The sequence below is a fragment of the Variovorax sp. V118 genome (assembly GCF_041154445.1).
Taxonomy (GTDB): domain Bacteria; phylum Pseudomonadota; class Gammaproteobacteria; order Burkholderiales; family Burkholderiaceae_C; genus Variovorax; species Variovorax boronicumulans.
The window spans coordinates 2,334,418-2,348,708 of the sequence record NZ_AP028663.1 but is presented as its reverse complement, the minus strand read 5'-3'; the positions used below and the strand labels follow the sequence as shown (position 1 = coordinate 2,348,708).

The following is a 14,291-nucleotide window of genomic DNA, read 5'->3' as shown; positions in this document are numbered from 1 at the left end:
GGCTCGGTTTCAGATGGGATAGATGATGGAGTTCGGGATCATTTCGCTGTCGAACACACACAGGCGCGACGCGAACTTCAGGCCTTCGGGCGTGGGCACGACCTTGTCGATGTAGCGCCCCACATTGAACACGGTCGACGGCCCGTCGAGCTTGGTGCGGAACACCGCGTAGTTGGCTTCGCTGTGGATGGTGCCGTCGGCATCGACGCGGTGCACCAGCGGCAGGCCCACCACGTGGCGCTGGTAGTACGGGTCGTGGAACAGCGTCTCCTTGATGCCGTAGACGCGGTCCTCGAGCATGCCCCGGCTTTCGAACGAGAGCGTGGCCAGCGGCAGGCCGCGTTCGTGGTTCTCGCGCGGCTGCAGGCGGTAGCTGCACTGCTCGGTGAAGAACGCGGGCCACAGGTCCCAGTCGCCCGAACCGACGGCGTGCGCATAGGCCGCGTACAGGCGCGACAGGTCGAGGTAGGTGGACGTGTCGAGCGTGCTCATGCGGCCTCCATCACTTCGCGCCAGTAGCGGTACATGCCGCGGATCAGGGTCTCGGTCACCATGTGGTCGGTGTTCTCCACCTCGCGCCCGCCGAGCTCGGCCAGCGTGCGGTGGTAAGGCTTCTGCTCGAAGCCTTCCTGCGAGAACTCGATCACCTCGCCGTCGTCGGCCGACACGAAGCCCGCCGGCCCGAACAGGTTGGCCTGGCGCAGGCGACGCTGCGTCATCTCGGGCGTGTCGTCCTCGAAGCCGAAGTGCGTCCAGACGAAATCGAAGGCGTCATGGCCCACGGGCTGGATGTGGCGCGTCGACACGCTGTTGACCTGCTGCTGCAGGATGAGGCTGGGGAACAGCGTCATCATCACCGCCGTCGGCCCGCCCCACCAGGGCTCGGGCACGATGTCCAGAAAGCGCGGGTCCTTGAGCTGCATGCTCTCCTTGAAGCTCGACACCTGCGTCACCTGCGCGGCCTTGCCGGCGCTGCCGCGCGTGGAGATCATGGCGGCGTGGCGGCCGCGCGCGTCCATCTTCAGCTCCGACTTGTTGTCGGCGCGCCAGAGCCCGAAGGTCACGAACCAGGTGTGCAGCAGGCCCGGGTGGTACGGGTCCTTGATGTTCTCCTGCATGAGCTTCCAGTTGCCCGGAATGCGCTGGCGGCTGTAGCCCAGGATGGTGAGCTTGCGGCCGTCGAACAGGCGATCGAAGTAATGAAGGATGTCGGGGCCGAGAAAATCTTCGAACGATTCGATGTCGTGGTCGAACGATGCAAACACCACGCCGCCGCGCGACGCGACCTTGAGCTTGTTCAGGCCGTGGTCTTCGGTCTTGAAGTCGGCGGGCATGCCTCCGTGCACCTTGCCGTCCTGCTTCACGCCACGGCGAAACGGCACGCCCTGCAGGTCGCCCTTGAGCGTGTAGTTCCACTGGTGATACGGGCAGACGAAATCCTTCTTGTTGCCGTGGCGCTCTCGGCAGAACTGCATGCCGCGGTGGGCGCAGACGTTCTCGAACACGTGGATGGCGCCTTCTTCGTCGCGCGACAGGATGACCGAGCGCTCGCCGATGGCGGTGCGCTTGAAGTCGCCCGGGTTCGGGATCTCGGCTTCGAGGCCGACATAGCACCAGTGCTTGTCGTAGAAGAAGCGCTGCAGTTCCTTCTTGTGCAGCGCCTCGTCGGTGTAGGCCATGAAGGGAATGCGGCTGGTCTTCTCGCTCTCCCAGTGCAGTTCGATGGGGAAGACGGCTGGCGTGGTCATCGGGTCTCCTTTTCTCTTGTTCGGTTCTTCAGGTGCCTTGCAGGTAGAAGGCATCGGCATGCGTCTGCTCGGGCGCCAGGCCGTGTGCCTGCACCAGCCGGCTCGCGGCCTCCACCATCGGCGGCGAGCCGCACAGGTAGGCGCGCCAGCCGTCGAGCCCCGCGGGCAGGTCGGCGCGGATCGCGTCGGTGATGAGCCCCAGCCGCTGGCCCTCGCGCGCGGGGCCGGCGACCACCACGACGTGCACCTTCAGGCCAGGGTGCTGCGCCTGCAATTCGCGCAGCTCGGGCAGGCCGTACACGTCGGCATCGGAACGCACGCCGAGGTAGAGGTGGATCGGCTGCATCAGCCCCGCCGCGACCGCGCCGCGCACGATCGACAGGATGGGCGCGAGCCCCGTGCCGCCCGCCGCGCAGAGCATCGGCCCGCGGTGCTTGGTGCGCAGGTAGGCGGTGCCCAGCGGGCCGCTCACGCGCACGGTGTCGCCCACGCGCAGCTGTTCGAAGATGTGGGCGGTGACGCGGCCGCCCGGCACGCGGCGCACATGGAACTCGAGCTCCGCATCGCGGCTCAGCCCGGCCATCGAGTACGGCCGTGCCAGCTCGGGGCCGAACTGCAGCTGCACGTACTGCCCCGGCGAGAACTCCAGCGGCTTGTTGGGCTTGAGGCGCAGGCGGCGGATGTCATGCGTGAGCACGTCGATGCCCGTGACCGTGGCCTTGAGCACGCGCGCCGGGTGCACCACCACCTCGTCGGGCTCGGGAATCTCGATGGTGCAGCTTTCGGTCAGCGTGCTCTGGCAGGCCAGCACGTAGCGCTCGCCCTGCCCGTCGGGCCGGATCGCGTCCTGGCCGCCGTCGAGCAGCTGGCCCGACACCACCTTGCAGCGGCAGGTGCCGCAACGCCCCGACATGCAGCTGTACGACACCGGCACCTGGTGCTCGCGCAGCACCTCGAGCAGGTTCGCGCCGGGGCGGACCTCGAGGGTGCGGGCAAGGGGGTGAATGTGCAGGTCCATCGTCGGGCTCTCTTTGGGCGCCGGCGGTAGGGCCGGCTTGTCTCTGGGCACGGATGATGCGCGGCCCTTGTCGATTGACCAATAGAATCTGGTGAATCGGCTGTATCACCGGCATGAATAAAGGTGCGCCATGCAACTCAAGGACATCGACCTCAACCTGCTGCTGGTGTTCGACCGCATGCTGGCCGAGAAGCGCGTTTCGGCCGTGGCCGAGTCGCTGGGCCTGTCGCAGCCCGCCATCAGCAACGCGCTGGCGCGCCTGCGCAAGCTGCTGGGCGACGAGCTTTTCTTGCGCACCGCGCGCGGCATGGAGCCCACGCCCTTCGCGCTGCAGCTGGCCGAACCGGTGGCCTATGCCATGGGCGCGCTGCACACGGCGCTCAACCAGCAGGTGGTGTTCGACCCCGCCACGAGCACGCGCAGCTTCACGCTCGCCATGACCGACATCGGCGAGATCTACTTCACGCCGCGCCTCATGGAAACGCTCTCGGCCGCCGCGCCGGGCGTGACCATCAGCACGCTGCGCAACAACACCGCGACCCACCTGCGCGACGACCTGGAGGCCGGCCATGTCGACATCGCCATCGGCCTGCTGCCGCAGCTCAAGTCGGGCGTGTTCCAGCGCCGGCTGTTCCTGCAGCGCTATGTGTGCCTGTTCGCGGGCACGCACCCGCTGGCGCGCAAGCGCGGCGTGTCACTGAAGGACTTCAGCGCGGCCGACCACGTGCAGGTGCAGGCCGCCGGCACGGGCCACGGCAAGGCCGACGACGTGATGGCGGCGCAGGGCATCCAGCGCCGCATCCGGCTCAAGGTGCCGCACTTCGTGGCCATCGGCCACATCCTGCAGTCGAGCGAAATGATCGCGACCGTGCCTGAGCGGCTGGCGCGCAGCATCGCCGAGCCCTTCGGCCTGGTGTGGCGACCGCACCCCGTGGCGCTGCCGCAGATCGCGATCAACCTGTTCTGGCACGCGAAGGTGCACCGCGACCCGGGCAACCAGTGGCTGCGCGGGCTGCTGTTCGATACCTTTGCGGATCAGGACGGCGCTTAGGCGGGCCAGCGGCCCAGCACCTCGTGCACGCCCTCGCCCACGTGGCTGTCGATGAGCACCAGCGAATGGGCGGCCCACCGCGCGGGCGCTTCGAGCGCGTGCTTTTCGAGCTTGCGCCGCGCATAGGCGACGGTCATGTGCGGCGTGAACGCGCGCGAGGGCTTCAGGCCGACATCGGCCAGCGCCTCGCCCAGGCGCTGCCTGAACACGCGCAACGCCGCGACGTTGGCCTCGTCGTCGGCGCACAGCACCAGCGCGCCCTTGGCGTAGCTCATGGATTTTTCGAAAACGACGTCGAGCGCCGGCACGGGCACCGCGGCGGCCGCCGTCGATGCCTGGGCCACCTTGTCTGCGGGCACCTGGTCGTGGTTGCCGAGGTCGAACAGCGTGACGTGCAGGCGCTGCGCCTCCACCACCGTGCCCTTCAGGGCATGTTGGGAGTTCATGCGCGCGCCGAGCGCGGCGATGGTTTCGGCGTCTTGCGGGGTGGGAAGCAGTGCGAAGAAAAGCGAGTGCGGCAGCGGCGCCTTGCGAGGGGCCTGGGTGCCGCGAGGCCGCGGCAGGGGCCGCGGCGGGGGATCGATTCCGGGAAGAAGAAGCTGGGCTGACATGTGTCGATCATCGCCCATGGCAAGGGCCCTTCATGAGGCCTTCAGCAAACGCGAAGCTCGTCTTCAGCTTGGTTTTTGAGAATCGTCGGACGGTGGCGGCAAGGCGAACAACGACACGCCGCCCATCCACGCATTCATTCAATCGATCAACCAACAGGATTTCATCTTGACGAAAACGCAAGCCCGCCTCGCACTCGCAGCTCTCTGGCTCGGCACCGCCTCCGTCGGCGCCTTCGCCGCCGGTCTCGACAAGGACACCGGGCTGTATGTCGGCGGCGCCATCGGCCGCTCCAGCTACAGCCTGTCGTCCTCGAAAAACGCCCCAGTGCCCGTGCCCTGGGGCAGCAAGAAGGCCGACAAGAGCGGCACGTCCTACAAGCTGTATGGCGGCTACCGCCTGACCGAGCACTTCGGCGTGGAAGCCGGCTACGCCCGCCTGGGCAGCGTGAGCCAGTGGAGCTCGGCCTACGGCGGCTCCAGGCTGCAGACCGGCACCGGCCAGGTCTTCTACGCCGCCGCCACGGCCCGCATGCCGCTGGGCGACGCCTTCGCCCTCAACGGCCGCCTCGGCGTGGCACGCGGACGCATCTCCGGCGACAACAAGTGGGCCCCGGCCAACCAGCGCATTTCGGGCAGCGGCACGGGCCTGATGGTCGGTGTCGGCGCCGAGTACCGCATGACGCAGAACCTCGCGATCACGGCCGACTACGACTACTTCGGCAAGCTGTCGAAGCAGGCCAAGGGCGGGATGTTCACGGTGGGCTTGAAGGCGAACTTCTAAGCGGTCGCCGCCCAAGCGCCGACGCCGGCCAGGAACCGGTCGGCGGCGCGCAGTTCGCTGGCGGCAATCCACTCGTTGGGCTGGTGGGCCTGCGCGATCGCGCCGGGCCCGCACACCAGCGACGGAATGCCGGCCTGCTGGAAAAATCCGGCCTCGGTGCCGAACGGGATCTCGCCCGGCGGCCACAGTGCGCCCCAGCGCCTGGCGGTCTGCGCGGCAGCGCCCTCACCTTCCTGCGCGCAGAGCGCCGGCACACCGGCCAACTGCGTCATCTCGACCGCCACCCCGGACGAAACGCCCGCAAGCAGCCGCGCCAATTCCCCCTTCACCATCGCCGTGCTGGCCGCATCCGTCGGCCGGAACTCCCACGTCACTTCGCAGCAGCCGGGGACGATGTTGATCGCCGTTCCGCCATGGATGCAGCCGACGTTGAAGGTGGTGCGGTTGCCCTGCGCGCGCAGCGCATGCCCGAAGCGCGCGAGTTGCGCGATCAGTTGCGCGGCCGGCTCGATCGCGCTCACGCCCAGGGTCGGATCGCCGGAATGGACCGGCCGTCCGCTGAAGGTGATGCGGTGGCCGAAGAAGCCGCGGTGGGCCAGCCCCACGCGCATCTGCGTCGGCTCGCCGATGACGGCCAGCGCCGGGGCCTGCACGTGGGCACACAGCGCGGCGACCAGGCGCGGCACGCCGAAACAGCCGACCTCTTCGTCATACGACAGCGCAAGGTGGACCGGACGCCGCAGTTCGAGCCCGCGCCACGCAGGCACCGCCGCCAGGCAGGCAGCGATGAAGCCCTTCATGTCGGCGGCGCCCCGCCCGTGCCAGCGGCCCTCGCGTTCGACGAGCGTGAAGGGGTCCGAATCCCAGGCCTGCCTGTCGACGGGCACCACGTCGGTGTGGCCGGACAGCACGATGCCGCCTGCCGCGTCGGGGCCTATGGTCGCCAGCAGGTTCGCCTTCTGGCCGTCGTCGCTGGGGATCAGCCGCGCCTCGACGCCGTGCGACGCCAGGTAATCGGCCACCCAGTGGATGAGGCCGAGGTTGGAGCGGTGTGAGGTCGTGTCGAATCCGACCAGGGTGCGCAGGACTTCGATCGTGTTCATCGGCTCAGGCCGCGACCTTCGCGTGCCTTGCTGGCTGGAAGGTCGTGACGAAGAAGCCGAGCAGGATCAACGCGATGCCCGCGATGTGGAAGCCGCGCACGGGCTCGCGCAGCACGAGGAACGCCAGCAGCGCCGTGAACAGCGCGACGAGATGGAACGACACGCCCGTCACCGTCGCGCCCAGCATCGCGACACAGCGGCTCCACAAGATGAAGGCGAACAGCGACGCAAAGAGGCCGATGTAGAGCACCGCGCCCACCGAGGCCACATCGGTCGGAATGCGCGCGCCGCGTGCCAGCTCAAGCGCCCAGAACGGCATCAGCACCACCAGCCCGGCGGCCATGGTCGCGGCCAGGAACACCAACGGACTGAGGGCGGCCGGCTTGCGCCGCAGCAGCACCGAGTACACGGCGTAGTTGGCCACGGCCAGCAGCACCAGCAGCTCGCCGCCGCCCAGCCGCAACGCCAGCAGGTGCGCCAGTTCGCCGCGCGCCACGATCCAGATCACGCCGAGGAACGAGATGCCGATGCCGAGCAAGGCCTTCCAGGTGATGCGCTCGACACCGAGCACCACGGCGGCGAGCGGCACCATCAGCGGCAGCGTCGAATTGAGAAACGCAACGCTGGTGGCTGGCACCGTCTGCAAGGCCAGGTAGCCGAGCGCGTTGTAGCCGGCGATGCCGAAGGCGCCGCAGGCCGCGATCAGCCGCCAGTGCCGTGCAAGCAGCCCGCGCTCGCGCCACGCCTGCGCGCCGACGAACGGTGCCAGCACCGCCAGCGCCACGACCCAGCGCCCGACCGCAAGGGACACAGGCGGAAAGACCGGCCCGAGCGCGCGCCCCAATACGAGGTTGCCAGCCCAGAAGGCCGGCGGCACCCACAGCAGCCACACCGGATGCGCCCAGAGCGCCGACAGCGACCTGCGCATGCCTACAGCCCCTGCAGCCCGATGCGCAGGCGGCGGTTGGAGCGGCCCTTGTTCTCGATCTTGAGAATCCGCACCGGGCGTGAGGCGCCGGTGGACGCGAGATGCGTGCCGCCGCAGGCCTGTCGGTCGAGCCCGGCGATCTCGACGATGCGGACCAGCCCCTCGGCCGAAGGCGGCGGCGCCACCGAGCGGGAGCGCAGCAGCCCCTGCTCGCCATGGGCGGCGGTGACCGACACGTAGTGCGTCTGCACCGCGAGGTCCTGCGCGATCACGTCGTTCAGTTCGGGCTCGAGGGCCCGCAGGCGGTCGTTGTCGGCGCCGGGCAGATCGAAGTCGATGCGCGCGGTGCCGTCGTCGTTCATCTGCACGCCCGTGACCAGCGCGCCGTCGAAGTCACGGAAGACCAGCGCGTTGAGCACATGCAGGTCGGTGTGCAGTTCGCGCATGCATTGCCGGAAGACCGGATCGACCTCGGCCTGGACGCTGCCGGTGATCTCGATGCGACCGGGCAGCTGCACCCAGACGAGGCCGCCCTCCTCGGAAAAACCGGTGACGGGCACCTCGCCGCCCTGCCAGCGGATGACGCCACGGTCCGGCAGCTGCCCGCCGCCGCCGGGATAGAAAGGATGCTGCGACAGCCGCGCGGCACCGGGCCGCGATTGAAGGACCTGGGCGTCCAGCCGCAGGATGTCGGCATGTTCCTGGCAGAAGAGTCGTGTCATGGGTGGCCTTGCTGAGGGGCTTCAGCATGGCAGGACGACCCGAAACGCTATTGGTTGAAATTGCGCCCGCGGCGCGGTCAGTTCGCCCGGGCGCGCACGTACTGCAACGGCGTCATGCCGAAGGTGCGCTTGAAGTGCTTGTTCAACGCGCTCTGGTCGTAGAAGCCCGACGCGAGCGCGGCATCGGCCACGGGCTGGCCCGCATCGAGCTGCCGCAGCGCGGCCCGCAGGCGCAGCTGCGTCAGGTAGGCGTGTGGGGTCAGCCCGAGCGTGCGGTGGAAGGCGCCGATCAGCTGGAAGGTCGTCAGGTCGGCGGCCCGCGCCATCTGCTCGAGCGTCAGCCGCTCGGCATGGCCATCGCTCATCAGTTCGAGCACGGGCGCGAGCACGCGCGCCTCCGAGGGCGCGACCGGCACGCGAGGCCCGGTCTGCCCATGTGCGGCAAAGAGCGCACCGAAGCTGCGCACGAGCAGCTCCTGGTGCAGCAGCGGGTCGGATTCGCCGTCGAGGGCGCGGTGCAGCGCCAGGAAGCGTGCGATGAGGTCCGGGTCGCGAAAGACGTTCGATGTGAAGTGCCGGGACTGGTCGATGCCCAGCGACGCGAGCACGGCCTGGAGCCCCTGCCCGGCCAGGTAGAACGACCGGTAGCGCCAGCGCGGACTGCCGGCCATGCGGCCCGAGTGCGGCTCGCCGGGGTTGAAGACGAGCAGCGCCTGCGTGTGGGCCACATCCGTGCGGCCCCGGCTCCTGAACTCCGAGCCGCCCACTTCCGTGACCGCGACCACGAGGGAATCGTGCACGTGCGGAGCGTAGTCGTGCGTCGTGAAGTCGGCATGGAGCAAGTCCATGCCCGGCACGCCGGGTGCGTGCCAATACCGCGAGGTGTTGCGAGGATCGGAGCGGGCCAATGGGCGTCCTTTCGCGCGAAAGGCGGCGCCGCCGGTGGCCGCCGCATCAGGGGCGATTAGATCGCAAGCGGCATGCCAGCGCGGGCCTTGGCCCGCGCGATGGGGCTCACTCCCACTCGATCGTCGCCGGCGGCTTGCTCGACACGTCGTAGGTCACGCGGTTGATGCCCCGCACCTCGTTGATGATCCGGCCCGACACCTTCTTGAGCAGCGCGTACGGCAGCTCGGCCCAGTCGGCGGTCATGAAGTCGCTGGTCTGCACGGCGCGCAGCGCGACGACGTAGTCGTAGGTGCGGCCGTCGCCCATCACGCCCACGCTCTTCACGGGCAGGAACACGGTGAAGGCCTGGCTCGTGAGGTCGTACCAGGTCTTGCCCGATTCGTCGGTGAAGTTGCGCAGCTCTTCGATGAAGATCGCGTCGGCGCGACGCAGCAAGTCGGCGTATTCTTTCTTCACTTCGCCCAGGATGCGCACGCCCAGGCCCGGGCCGGGGAACGGATGGCGGTACACCATCTCGGGCGGCAAGCCGAGGGCCACGCCGAGTTCGCGCACTTCGTCCTTGAACAGGTCGCGCAGCGGTTCGAGCAGCTTCAGGCCCAGCTGTTCGGGCAGGCCGCCCACGTTGTGGTGGCTCTTGATGGTGACGGCCTTCTTGCTCTTGGCGCCGCCCGATTCGATGACGTCGGGGTAGATGGTGCCTTGGGCCAGGAAGGTCGCGCCCTTGTGGCCGCCGTCGCCCGCCTTGAGTTTGGCGGCTTCCTGCTTGAACACGGTGACGAACTCGCCGCCGATGATCTTGCGCTTGGCTTCGGGGTCGCTCACGCCGGCGAGCTTGCCCAGGAACAGGTCGCTGGCATCGACGCGGATGACCTTCGCGTGCAGCTTGCCTTCGAACATCTCCATGACCATGTCGCCTTCGTTCAGGCGCAGCAGGCCGTGGTCGACGAACACGCAGGTCAGCTGGTCGCCGATGGCGCGGTGGATGAGCGCGGCAGCCACGCTCGAATCGACACCGCCCGACAAGCCGAGGATGACTTCTTCGTCGCCCACCTGCTCGCGGATCTTCTGCACGGCTTCGGCGATGTGGTCGCGCATGACCCAGTCGGGCTTGGCTTCGCAGATGCCGAGCACGAAGCGGTCGATGATGGCCTTGCCCTGCACGGTGTGCGTGACTTCAGGATGGAACTGCAGCGCGTAGTAGCGGCGCGCCTCGTCGGCCATGCCGGCGATGGGGCAGCTGTCGGTGCTGGCCATGAGCTTGAAGCCGGGCGGCAGCTCGGTGACCTTGTCGCCGTGGCTCATCCACACGTTCAGCATGCCGAAGCCCTCGGGCGTGGTGAAGTCGGCGATGTCCTTCAGCAGCGCGGTGTGGCCATGGGCGCGCACGGCCGCGAAGCCGAACTCGCGCTTGTGGCCGCCTTCGACCTTGCCGCCGAGCTGGTGGGCCATGGTCTGCATGCCGTAGCAGATGCCGAGCACGGGAATGCCGAGGTCGAACACGGCTTGCGGGCACTTGTCGGTGGTCTCTTCGTACACGCTGGCGTGGCTGCCCGAGAGGATCACGCCCTTGAGGTGGCCGTCGGCCGCGTATTCGCGCACCCATTCGTCGGTGACGTCGCAGGGATGCACTTCGCTGAGCACGTGCGCTTCGCGCACGCGGCGTGCGATGAGCTGGGTGACTTGCGAGCCGAAGTCGAGGATGAGGATCTTGTCGTGTTGCATGGCGAAAGGACTCAGAGCGTTGAAATGTCGAACAGCTTGACGCCCGCGTGCGGCGCCGCCTGGATGAGGTGCTCGTCGAAGGTGGCGAGCGGAAGGTTGAGCGATTTGGCGAGCCAGAGGTAGCCCGCATCGTAGAGCGAGACGCCCGCGTCGATGGCCACGGCGAGCACGGCCTTGTGCTGGGCCGGCGCGAGGTCGTGCAGCTCCACGCGATGGCGGATGGCGTCGAGCACGCTCCACAGGCCCTCGACGGCCGATGCCGGGATGCGGCCGCTGCGCACGCCGTTGGCGAGGATGTTGGCGCACTCCCATTGCCAGGCATTGGGCGCCTGTGGCTCGACCTCGTCGCGGCGGATGGCGGCGTAGAGCCTGCGGGTGTGTTCGCTGGCCTGGTCGGGCAGCAGCCACGCGGCGGTGACCGAGGCGTCCATGACGAAGGCGGTCATGGCTGGCGTCCCTGGTCCAGGAGCTCGCGGGTGGTGGGGCCGGGCTGGATGGTGGCGTGCAGGGCGTCGATCTGCCCGAGCTCGCGGGCGATCTGCTCGTCGGTGATGACGGGCTTGCGGCGCACCGGCAGCATGCGCACGACTTCCTTGCCGTGGCGGGTGATGCGAACCTCCTCGCCCTTTTCGACCAGGTCGATCAGGGCCGAGAAGTTGTTCTTGGCTTCAGCGATGCCGATGGATTGCATTTGGGCCAGAAAATTTGAATCTGGCCCAAATTTTAAGCCGAGTCTGGCCTGACTTTCAAGGTCTGGCCAGATTGGGCTTATTCAGCGCGGTAGTTCGGCGCTTCCTTGGTGATCTGCACGTCGTGGACGTGGCTCTCACGGATGCCGGCCGTGGTGATCTCGACGAACTCGGCCTTGTTCTGCATGTCCTCGATGGTCGCGCAGCCGCAGTAGCCCATGCTGGCACGCACACCGCCGGCCATCTGGTAGACGATGGAGACGATCGAGCCCTTGTAGGGCACGCGGCCTTCGATGCCTTCGGGGACGAGCTTGTCGGTGTTGGGGTTGCCGGTGGTCGACTCCTGGAAGTACCGGTCGGCACTGCCCTGCTGCATCGCGCCGATGGAGCCCATGCCGCGGTAGCTCTTGTAGCTGCGGCCCTGGTACAGCACGATTTCGCCCGGCGCCTCTTCGGTGCCGGCGAACATGCTGCCCATCATCACGGTGCTGGCGCCGGCCGCAATGGCCTTGGCGATGTCGCCCGAGTAGCGCACGCCGCCGTCGGAGATCAGCGGAATGCCCGTGCCCTGCAGCGCGGTGGCGACGCTGTCGACCGCCATGATCTGCGGCACGCCCACGCCGGCGACGATGCGGGTGGTGCAGATGGAGCCGGGGCCGATGCCGACCTTGACGGCGTCGGCGCCGGCGTCGGCCAGCGCACGCGCGGCGTCGCCGGTGGCGATGTTGCCGCCGATGACATCGACCTGCGGATAGTTCTTCTTGACCCAGCGCACGCGCTCGATCACGCCGGCGCTGTGGCCGTGGGCGGTGTCGACCACGATGGCGTCGACGCCGGCCTTCACCAGCGCCTCGACGCGCTCTTCGGTGCCGTCACCCACGCCGACCGCCGCGCCCACGCGCAGGCGGCCGTTGGCGTCGCGTGCGGCGTTGGGGAAGCTGGTCTGCTTGGTGATGTCCTTGACGGTGATGAGGCCCTTGAGCTCCCAGTCGCCGTTGATGACGAGCAGGCGCTCGAGCTTGTGCTTATTCAGCAGCGCCTTGGCTTCGGCCAGCGTGGTGCCGTCGGGCACGGTGATGAGCCGGTCGCGCTGCGTCATGATTTCGCTGACGGGCACGTCGTAGCGGTTCTCGAAGCGCAGGTCGCGCCCCGTGACGATGCCGACGACCTTGCCGCCGTCGATCACCGGGAAGCCCGAGATGCCGAGCTGGTCGGACAGTGCCATCACCTGGCGCACGGAGTGCGTCGGCGTGATCACCACCGGGTCGCGCAGCACGCCCGACTCGTAGCGCTTGACGCGGGCCACTTCGGCGGCCTGCTGCTGCGCGGTGAGGTTCTTGTGCACGATGCCGATGCCACCCTCCTGCGCGATGGCGATCGCGAGGCGGGCTTCGGTCACGGTGTCCATGGCCGCCGAGACGAGCGGCAGGTTCAGCGTGATGTTGCGGGAGAACTTGGTGGCGAGAGACGTGTCCTTGGGCAGGACTTGGGAGAATGCTGGCACCAACAACACGTCGTCGAAGGTGAGCGCTTTGCCGAGAAGGCGCATGGGTGAGGCTCCAAAAGACGGATTGTAACGAGGCCCTCGCCCGCTTCGCCGGCGCGGGTTCTTTTTGACCGTTGCAAAACCGCCTATTCCGGATGTTGCAAAAAGTAAGGCCCAGCTAAACTCCGCGCATGAATCTCCTGCATTGGCTGGTACTGGGTTGCGCGTGCGCGCTGCCGCTCTCGGCGAGCGCGCAATGGCAATGGGTCGACAACAGCGGCAAGAAGGTCTTCAGCGACCAGCCGCCGCCCACCGACATCCCCGAGAAGAACATCCTGCGCCGCGCCGGCCCCTCGCCGTCGGCCCGGGCGCCCGCCCCGGTCACGCCGGCCCCCGAGGGAAGCAGCGACACGGCCGCAGCCCCCAAGGCCGCGCCGCCGCCCAAGCCCACGGGCGTGGACAAGGAACTCGAGGAAAAGACCAAGAAGGCCGAGGCCGAACAGAAGGCCAAGGAAGCGGCTGAAGCAGCCAAGATCGCCAAGGCCAAGGCCGACAACTGCGCTCGTGCACGCGAGAACAAGAACACGATCGACAGCGGTATCCGCATCGCCAAGGTCAATGCCAAGGGCGAGCGCGAATTCATGGACGACGCCGCACGCGCCGACGCGCAAAAGCGCGCTCAAACAGTCATCGACAGCGACTGCAAGTAGCCGGCGGCGGCTGCTCAGTAGCCGTCCTTGCCGCCCTTGCGCTTGTTCGCGAACAGGCCCGTGCCGCGTGCCCCCTGGCGCTGGAAACGTTCACGGCGCGCCACCTTCGGATCGACCGTGAGCGGACGGCACAGCTCGATGCGGTCGCCGTCCTTCAACGGCTGCTCCCACGCCACCGCCCGGCCCCAGATGCCCGGCGTCATGGCATGCCGCCAGTCCAGGTCGGGAAAGCGCTGCATGAGATCGCTGGCCTTCACCGCCTCGGCCACCGCGGTGCCGGGCGCGAGCTGCAGGACCTGCTCGAACACCTCGCGCGCCGCCGGCGAACAGCTCAGCGTGACCTCGATACGGCTGTCGGCCATCAGCCTTCGCCGTAGACCTGTTCGGCGCGCTTGACGAAGGCCTCGACCAAGCTCGATGCGATGGTGTCGAACACCGGCCCCACCAGGGCCTGCAGCGCGAAGTTGCTGAAACCGTAGCTCATCTGCAGTTCGACGCGGCAGGCGCGTTCGCCCTGCTCGCCCACGGGATGGAATTTCCAGGTGCCGTCGAGGTTGGAGAACGGCCCGTCGACCAGCTTCAGCTGCACCTCGCGGCCCGCGATGTGCGTGTTGCGGGTGGTGAAACTCTGGTGCAGCCCGGCGAAGGCCAGGCCGACTTCGGCGGTCATGCCGCCCTCGTCCTGCTCGATGACGCGCGACTTGTCGCACCAGGGCAGGAACTGCGGGTACTTCGCCACATCGGTGACGAGCGCGTACATTTCTTCGGCGCTGTACCAGATGAGGACGGACTTGTGGACTGTTTTCATAGAAT

General features: G+C 68.0%; 17 protein-coding genes. 3 read left to right on the top strand and 14 right to left on the bottom strand.

The window, feature by feature from the left end:
* Positions 1–9: 9 nt before the first annotated feature.
* Genes ACAM52_RS10755 through ACAM52_RS10745 form a run of 3 tightly spaced genes read right to left on the bottom strand, consistent with a single transcriptional unit; the run spans position 10 to position 2,766 of the window.
* Complete coding sequence (locus tag ACAM52_RS10755; RefSeq protein ID WP_369646981.1) at positions 10–492, bottom strand: nuclear transport factor 2 family protein; 483 nt, start codon at positions 490–492, stop codon at positions 10–12.
* Positions 489–1,748 (bottom strand): aromatic ring-hydroxylating dioxygenase subunit alpha, encoded by a 1,260-nt coding sequence (locus ACAM52_RS10750; RefSeq protein WP_369646980.1) that lies wholly within the window; start codon positions 1,746–1,748, stop codon positions 489–491. Before ACAM52_RS10750 ends, ACAM52_RS10755 begins: the two co-directional genes overlap by 4 nt.
* A gap of 28 nt (positions 1,749–1,776) precedes the next feature.
* On the bottom strand, positions 1,777–2,766 hold the full coding sequence (locus tag ACAM52_RS10745; protein ID WP_369646979.1) for a 2Fe-2S iron-sulfur cluster-binding protein: 990 nt from the start codon (positions 2,764–2,766) through the stop codon (positions 1,777–1,779).
* A 130-nt stretch (positions 2,767–2,896) separates the two neighbouring features.
* Between ACAM52_RS10745 and ACAM52_RS10740 the strand changes: the two genes are divergently transcribed.
* Complete coding sequence (locus tag ACAM52_RS10740; RefSeq protein ID WP_369646978.1) at positions 2,897–3,817, top strand: LysR family transcriptional regulator; 921 nt, start codon at positions 2,897–2,899, stop codon at positions 3,815–3,817.
* On the opposite strand, the gene ACAM52_RS10735 is transcribed toward ACAM52_RS10740, so the two are convergent.
* Positions 3,814–4,263, bottom strand: a complete 450-nt coding sequence (locus tag ACAM52_RS10735; protein ID WP_369646977.1) for a 2'-5' RNA ligase family protein — start codon at positions 4,261–4,263, stop codon at positions 3,814–3,816. The two genes, ACAM52_RS10740 and ACAM52_RS10735, sit on opposite strands and share 4 nt — an antisense overlap.
* 331 nt (positions 4,264–4,594) lie before the next feature.
* Here ACAM52_RS10735 and ACAM52_RS10730 point away from each other — a divergent pair, with 331 nt between their 5' ends.
* A complete protein-coding gene (locus ACAM52_RS10730) occupies positions 4,595–5,209 on the top strand; it encodes a porin family protein (protein WP_369646976.1) in 615 nt (204 codons plus the stop codon).
* Here ACAM52_RS10730 and argE read toward each other — a convergent pair.
* The 8 genes from argE to guaB form a co-directional block, all read right to left on the bottom strand.
* On the bottom strand, positions 5,206–6,312 hold the full coding sequence (gene argE, locus ACAM52_RS10725) for an acetylornithine deacetylase (RefSeq protein WP_369646975.1): 1,107 nt from the start codon (positions 6,310–6,312) through the stop codon (positions 5,206–5,208). The two genes, ACAM52_RS10730 and argE, sit on opposite strands and share 4 nt — an antisense overlap.
* A 4-nt stretch (positions 6,313–6,316) precedes the next feature.
* Entirely contained in the window at positions 6,317–7,240 is a 924-nt protein-coding gene (locus ACAM52_RS10720; RefSeq protein ID WP_369646974.1) for a DMT family transporter, read from the bottom strand.
* 2 nt (positions 7,241–7,242) lie between these two features.
* A complete protein-coding gene (locus ACAM52_RS10715) occupies positions 7,243–7,962 on the bottom strand; it encodes an alanyl-tRNA editing protein (RefSeq protein ID WP_369646973.1) in 720 nt (239 codons plus the stop codon).
* A 77-nt stretch (positions 7,963–8,039) separates the two neighbouring features.
* Positions 8,040–8,870: an AraC family transcriptional regulator gene (locus tag ACAM52_RS10710; protein ID WP_369646972.1), complete on the bottom strand. Its 831-nt coding sequence runs from the start codon at positions 8,868–8,870 to the stop codon at positions 8,040–8,042.
* 106 nt (positions 8,871–8,976) lie between these two features.
* Positions 8,977–10,593: a glutamine-hydrolyzing GMP synthase gene (guaA, locus tag ACAM52_RS10705; RefSeq protein ID WP_159271746.1), complete on the bottom strand. Its 1,617-nt coding sequence runs from the start codon at positions 10,591–10,593 to the stop codon at positions 8,977–8,979.
* Positions 10,594–10,604: 11 nt separating this feature from the next.
* Positions 10,605–11,039 (bottom strand): type II toxin-antitoxin system VapC family toxin, encoded by a 435-nt coding sequence (locus tag ACAM52_RS10700; protein WP_070060761.1) that lies wholly within the window; start codon positions 11,037–11,039, stop codon positions 10,605–10,607.
* Entirely contained in the window at positions 11,036–11,284 is a 249-nt protein-coding gene (locus ACAM52_RS10695) for a type II toxin-antitoxin system Phd/YefM family antitoxin (RefSeq protein ID WP_070060762.1), read from the bottom strand. Before ACAM52_RS10695 ends, ACAM52_RS10700 begins: the two co-directional genes overlap by 4 nt.
* A gap of 77 nt (positions 11,285–11,361) precedes the next feature.
* A complete protein-coding gene (guaB, locus tag ACAM52_RS10690; RefSeq protein WP_062477841.1) occupies positions 11,362–12,831 on the bottom strand; it encodes an IMP dehydrogenase in 1,470 nt (489 codons plus the stop codon).
* A 128-nt stretch (positions 12,832–12,959) separates the two neighbouring features.
* Between guaB and ACAM52_RS10685 the strand changes: the two genes are divergently transcribed.
* Complete coding sequence (locus ACAM52_RS10685; RefSeq protein WP_369646971.1) at positions 12,960–13,478, top strand: DUF4124 domain-containing protein; 519 nt, start codon at positions 12,960–12,962, stop codon at positions 13,476–13,478.
* A 14-nt stretch (positions 13,479–13,492) separates the two neighbouring features.
* On the opposite strand, the gene ACAM52_RS10680 is transcribed toward ACAM52_RS10685, so the two are convergent.
* Positions 13,493–13,840: an RnfH family protein gene (locus tag ACAM52_RS10680; RefSeq protein ID WP_139701627.1), complete on the bottom strand. Its 348-nt coding sequence runs from the start codon at positions 13,838–13,840 to the stop codon at positions 13,493–13,495.
* Positions 13,840–14,286: a type II toxin-antitoxin system RatA family toxin gene (locus tag ACAM52_RS10675; RefSeq protein ID WP_062477851.1), complete on the bottom strand. Its 447-nt coding sequence runs from the start codon at positions 14,284–14,286 to the stop codon at positions 13,840–13,842. The genes ACAM52_RS10680 and ACAM52_RS10675 overlap by 1 nt, the downstream gene beginning before the upstream one ends.
* Between the last annotated feature and the right edge of the window lie 5 nt (positions 14,287–14,291).

What these genes read in the sequence shown, in the direction of transcription:
- guaB (WP_062477841.1), bottom strand. Translation starts at nt 12,831, where the DNA reads ATGCGCCTTCTCGGCAAAGCGCTCACCTTCGACGACGTGTTGTTGGTG.
- ACAM52_RS10755 (WP_369646981.1), bottom strand. Translation starts at nt 492, where the DNA reads ATGAGCACGCTCGACACGTCCACCTACCTCGACCTGTCGCGCCTGTAC.
- ACAM52_RS10700 (WP_070060761.1), bottom strand. Translation starts at nt 11,039, where the DNA reads ATGACCGCCTTCGTCATGGACGCCTCGGTCACCGCCGCGTGGCTGCTG.
- guaA (WP_159271746.1), bottom strand. Translation starts at nt 10,593, where the DNA reads ATGCAACACGACAAGATCCTCATCCTCGACTTCGGCTCGCAAGTCACC.
- ACAM52_RS10695 (WP_070060762.1), bottom strand. Translation starts at nt 11,284, where the DNA reads ATGCAATCCATCGGCATCGCTGAAGCCAAGAACAACTTCTCGGCCCTG.
- ACAM52_RS10685 (WP_369646971.1), top strand. Translation starts at nt 12,960, where the DNA reads ATGAATCTCCTGCATTGGCTGGTACTGGGTTGCGCGTGCGCGCTGCCG.
- ACAM52_RS10680 (WP_139701627.1), bottom strand. Translation starts at nt 13,840, where the DNA reads ATGGCCGACAGCCGTATCGAGGTCACGCTGAGCTGTTCGCCGGCGGCG.
- ACAM52_RS10675 (WP_062477851.1), bottom strand. Translation starts at nt 14,286, where the DNA reads ATGAAAACAGTCCACAAGTCCGTCCTCATCTGGTACAGCGCCGAAGAA.
- ACAM52_RS10720 (WP_369646974.1), bottom strand. Translation starts at nt 7,240, where the DNA reads ATGCGCAGGTCGCTGTCGGCGCTCTGGGCGCATCCGGTGTGGCTGCTG.
- ACAM52_RS10750 (WP_369646980.1), bottom strand. Translation starts at nt 1,748, where the DNA reads ATGACCACGCCAGCCGTCTTCCCCATCGAACTGCACTGGGAGAGCGAG.
- ACAM52_RS10715 (WP_369646973.1), bottom strand. Translation starts at nt 7,962, where the DNA reads ATGACACGACTCTTCTGCCAGGAACATGCCGACATCCTGCGGCTGGAC.
- ACAM52_RS10740 (WP_369646978.1), top strand. Translation starts at nt 2,897, where the DNA reads ATGCAACTCAAGGACATCGACCTCAACCTGCTGCTGGTGTTCGACCGC.
- argE (WP_369646975.1), bottom strand. Translation starts at nt 6,312, where the DNA reads ATGAACACGATCGAAGTCCTGCGCACCCTGGTCGGATTCGACACGACC.
- ACAM52_RS10745 (WP_369646979.1), bottom strand. Translation starts at nt 2,766, where the DNA reads ATGGACCTGCACATTCACCCCCTTGCCCGCACCCTCGAGGTCCGCCCC.
- ACAM52_RS10735 (WP_369646977.1), bottom strand. Translation starts at nt 4,263, where the DNA reads ATGAACTCCCAACATGCCCTGAAGGGCACGGTGGTGGAGGCGCAGCGC.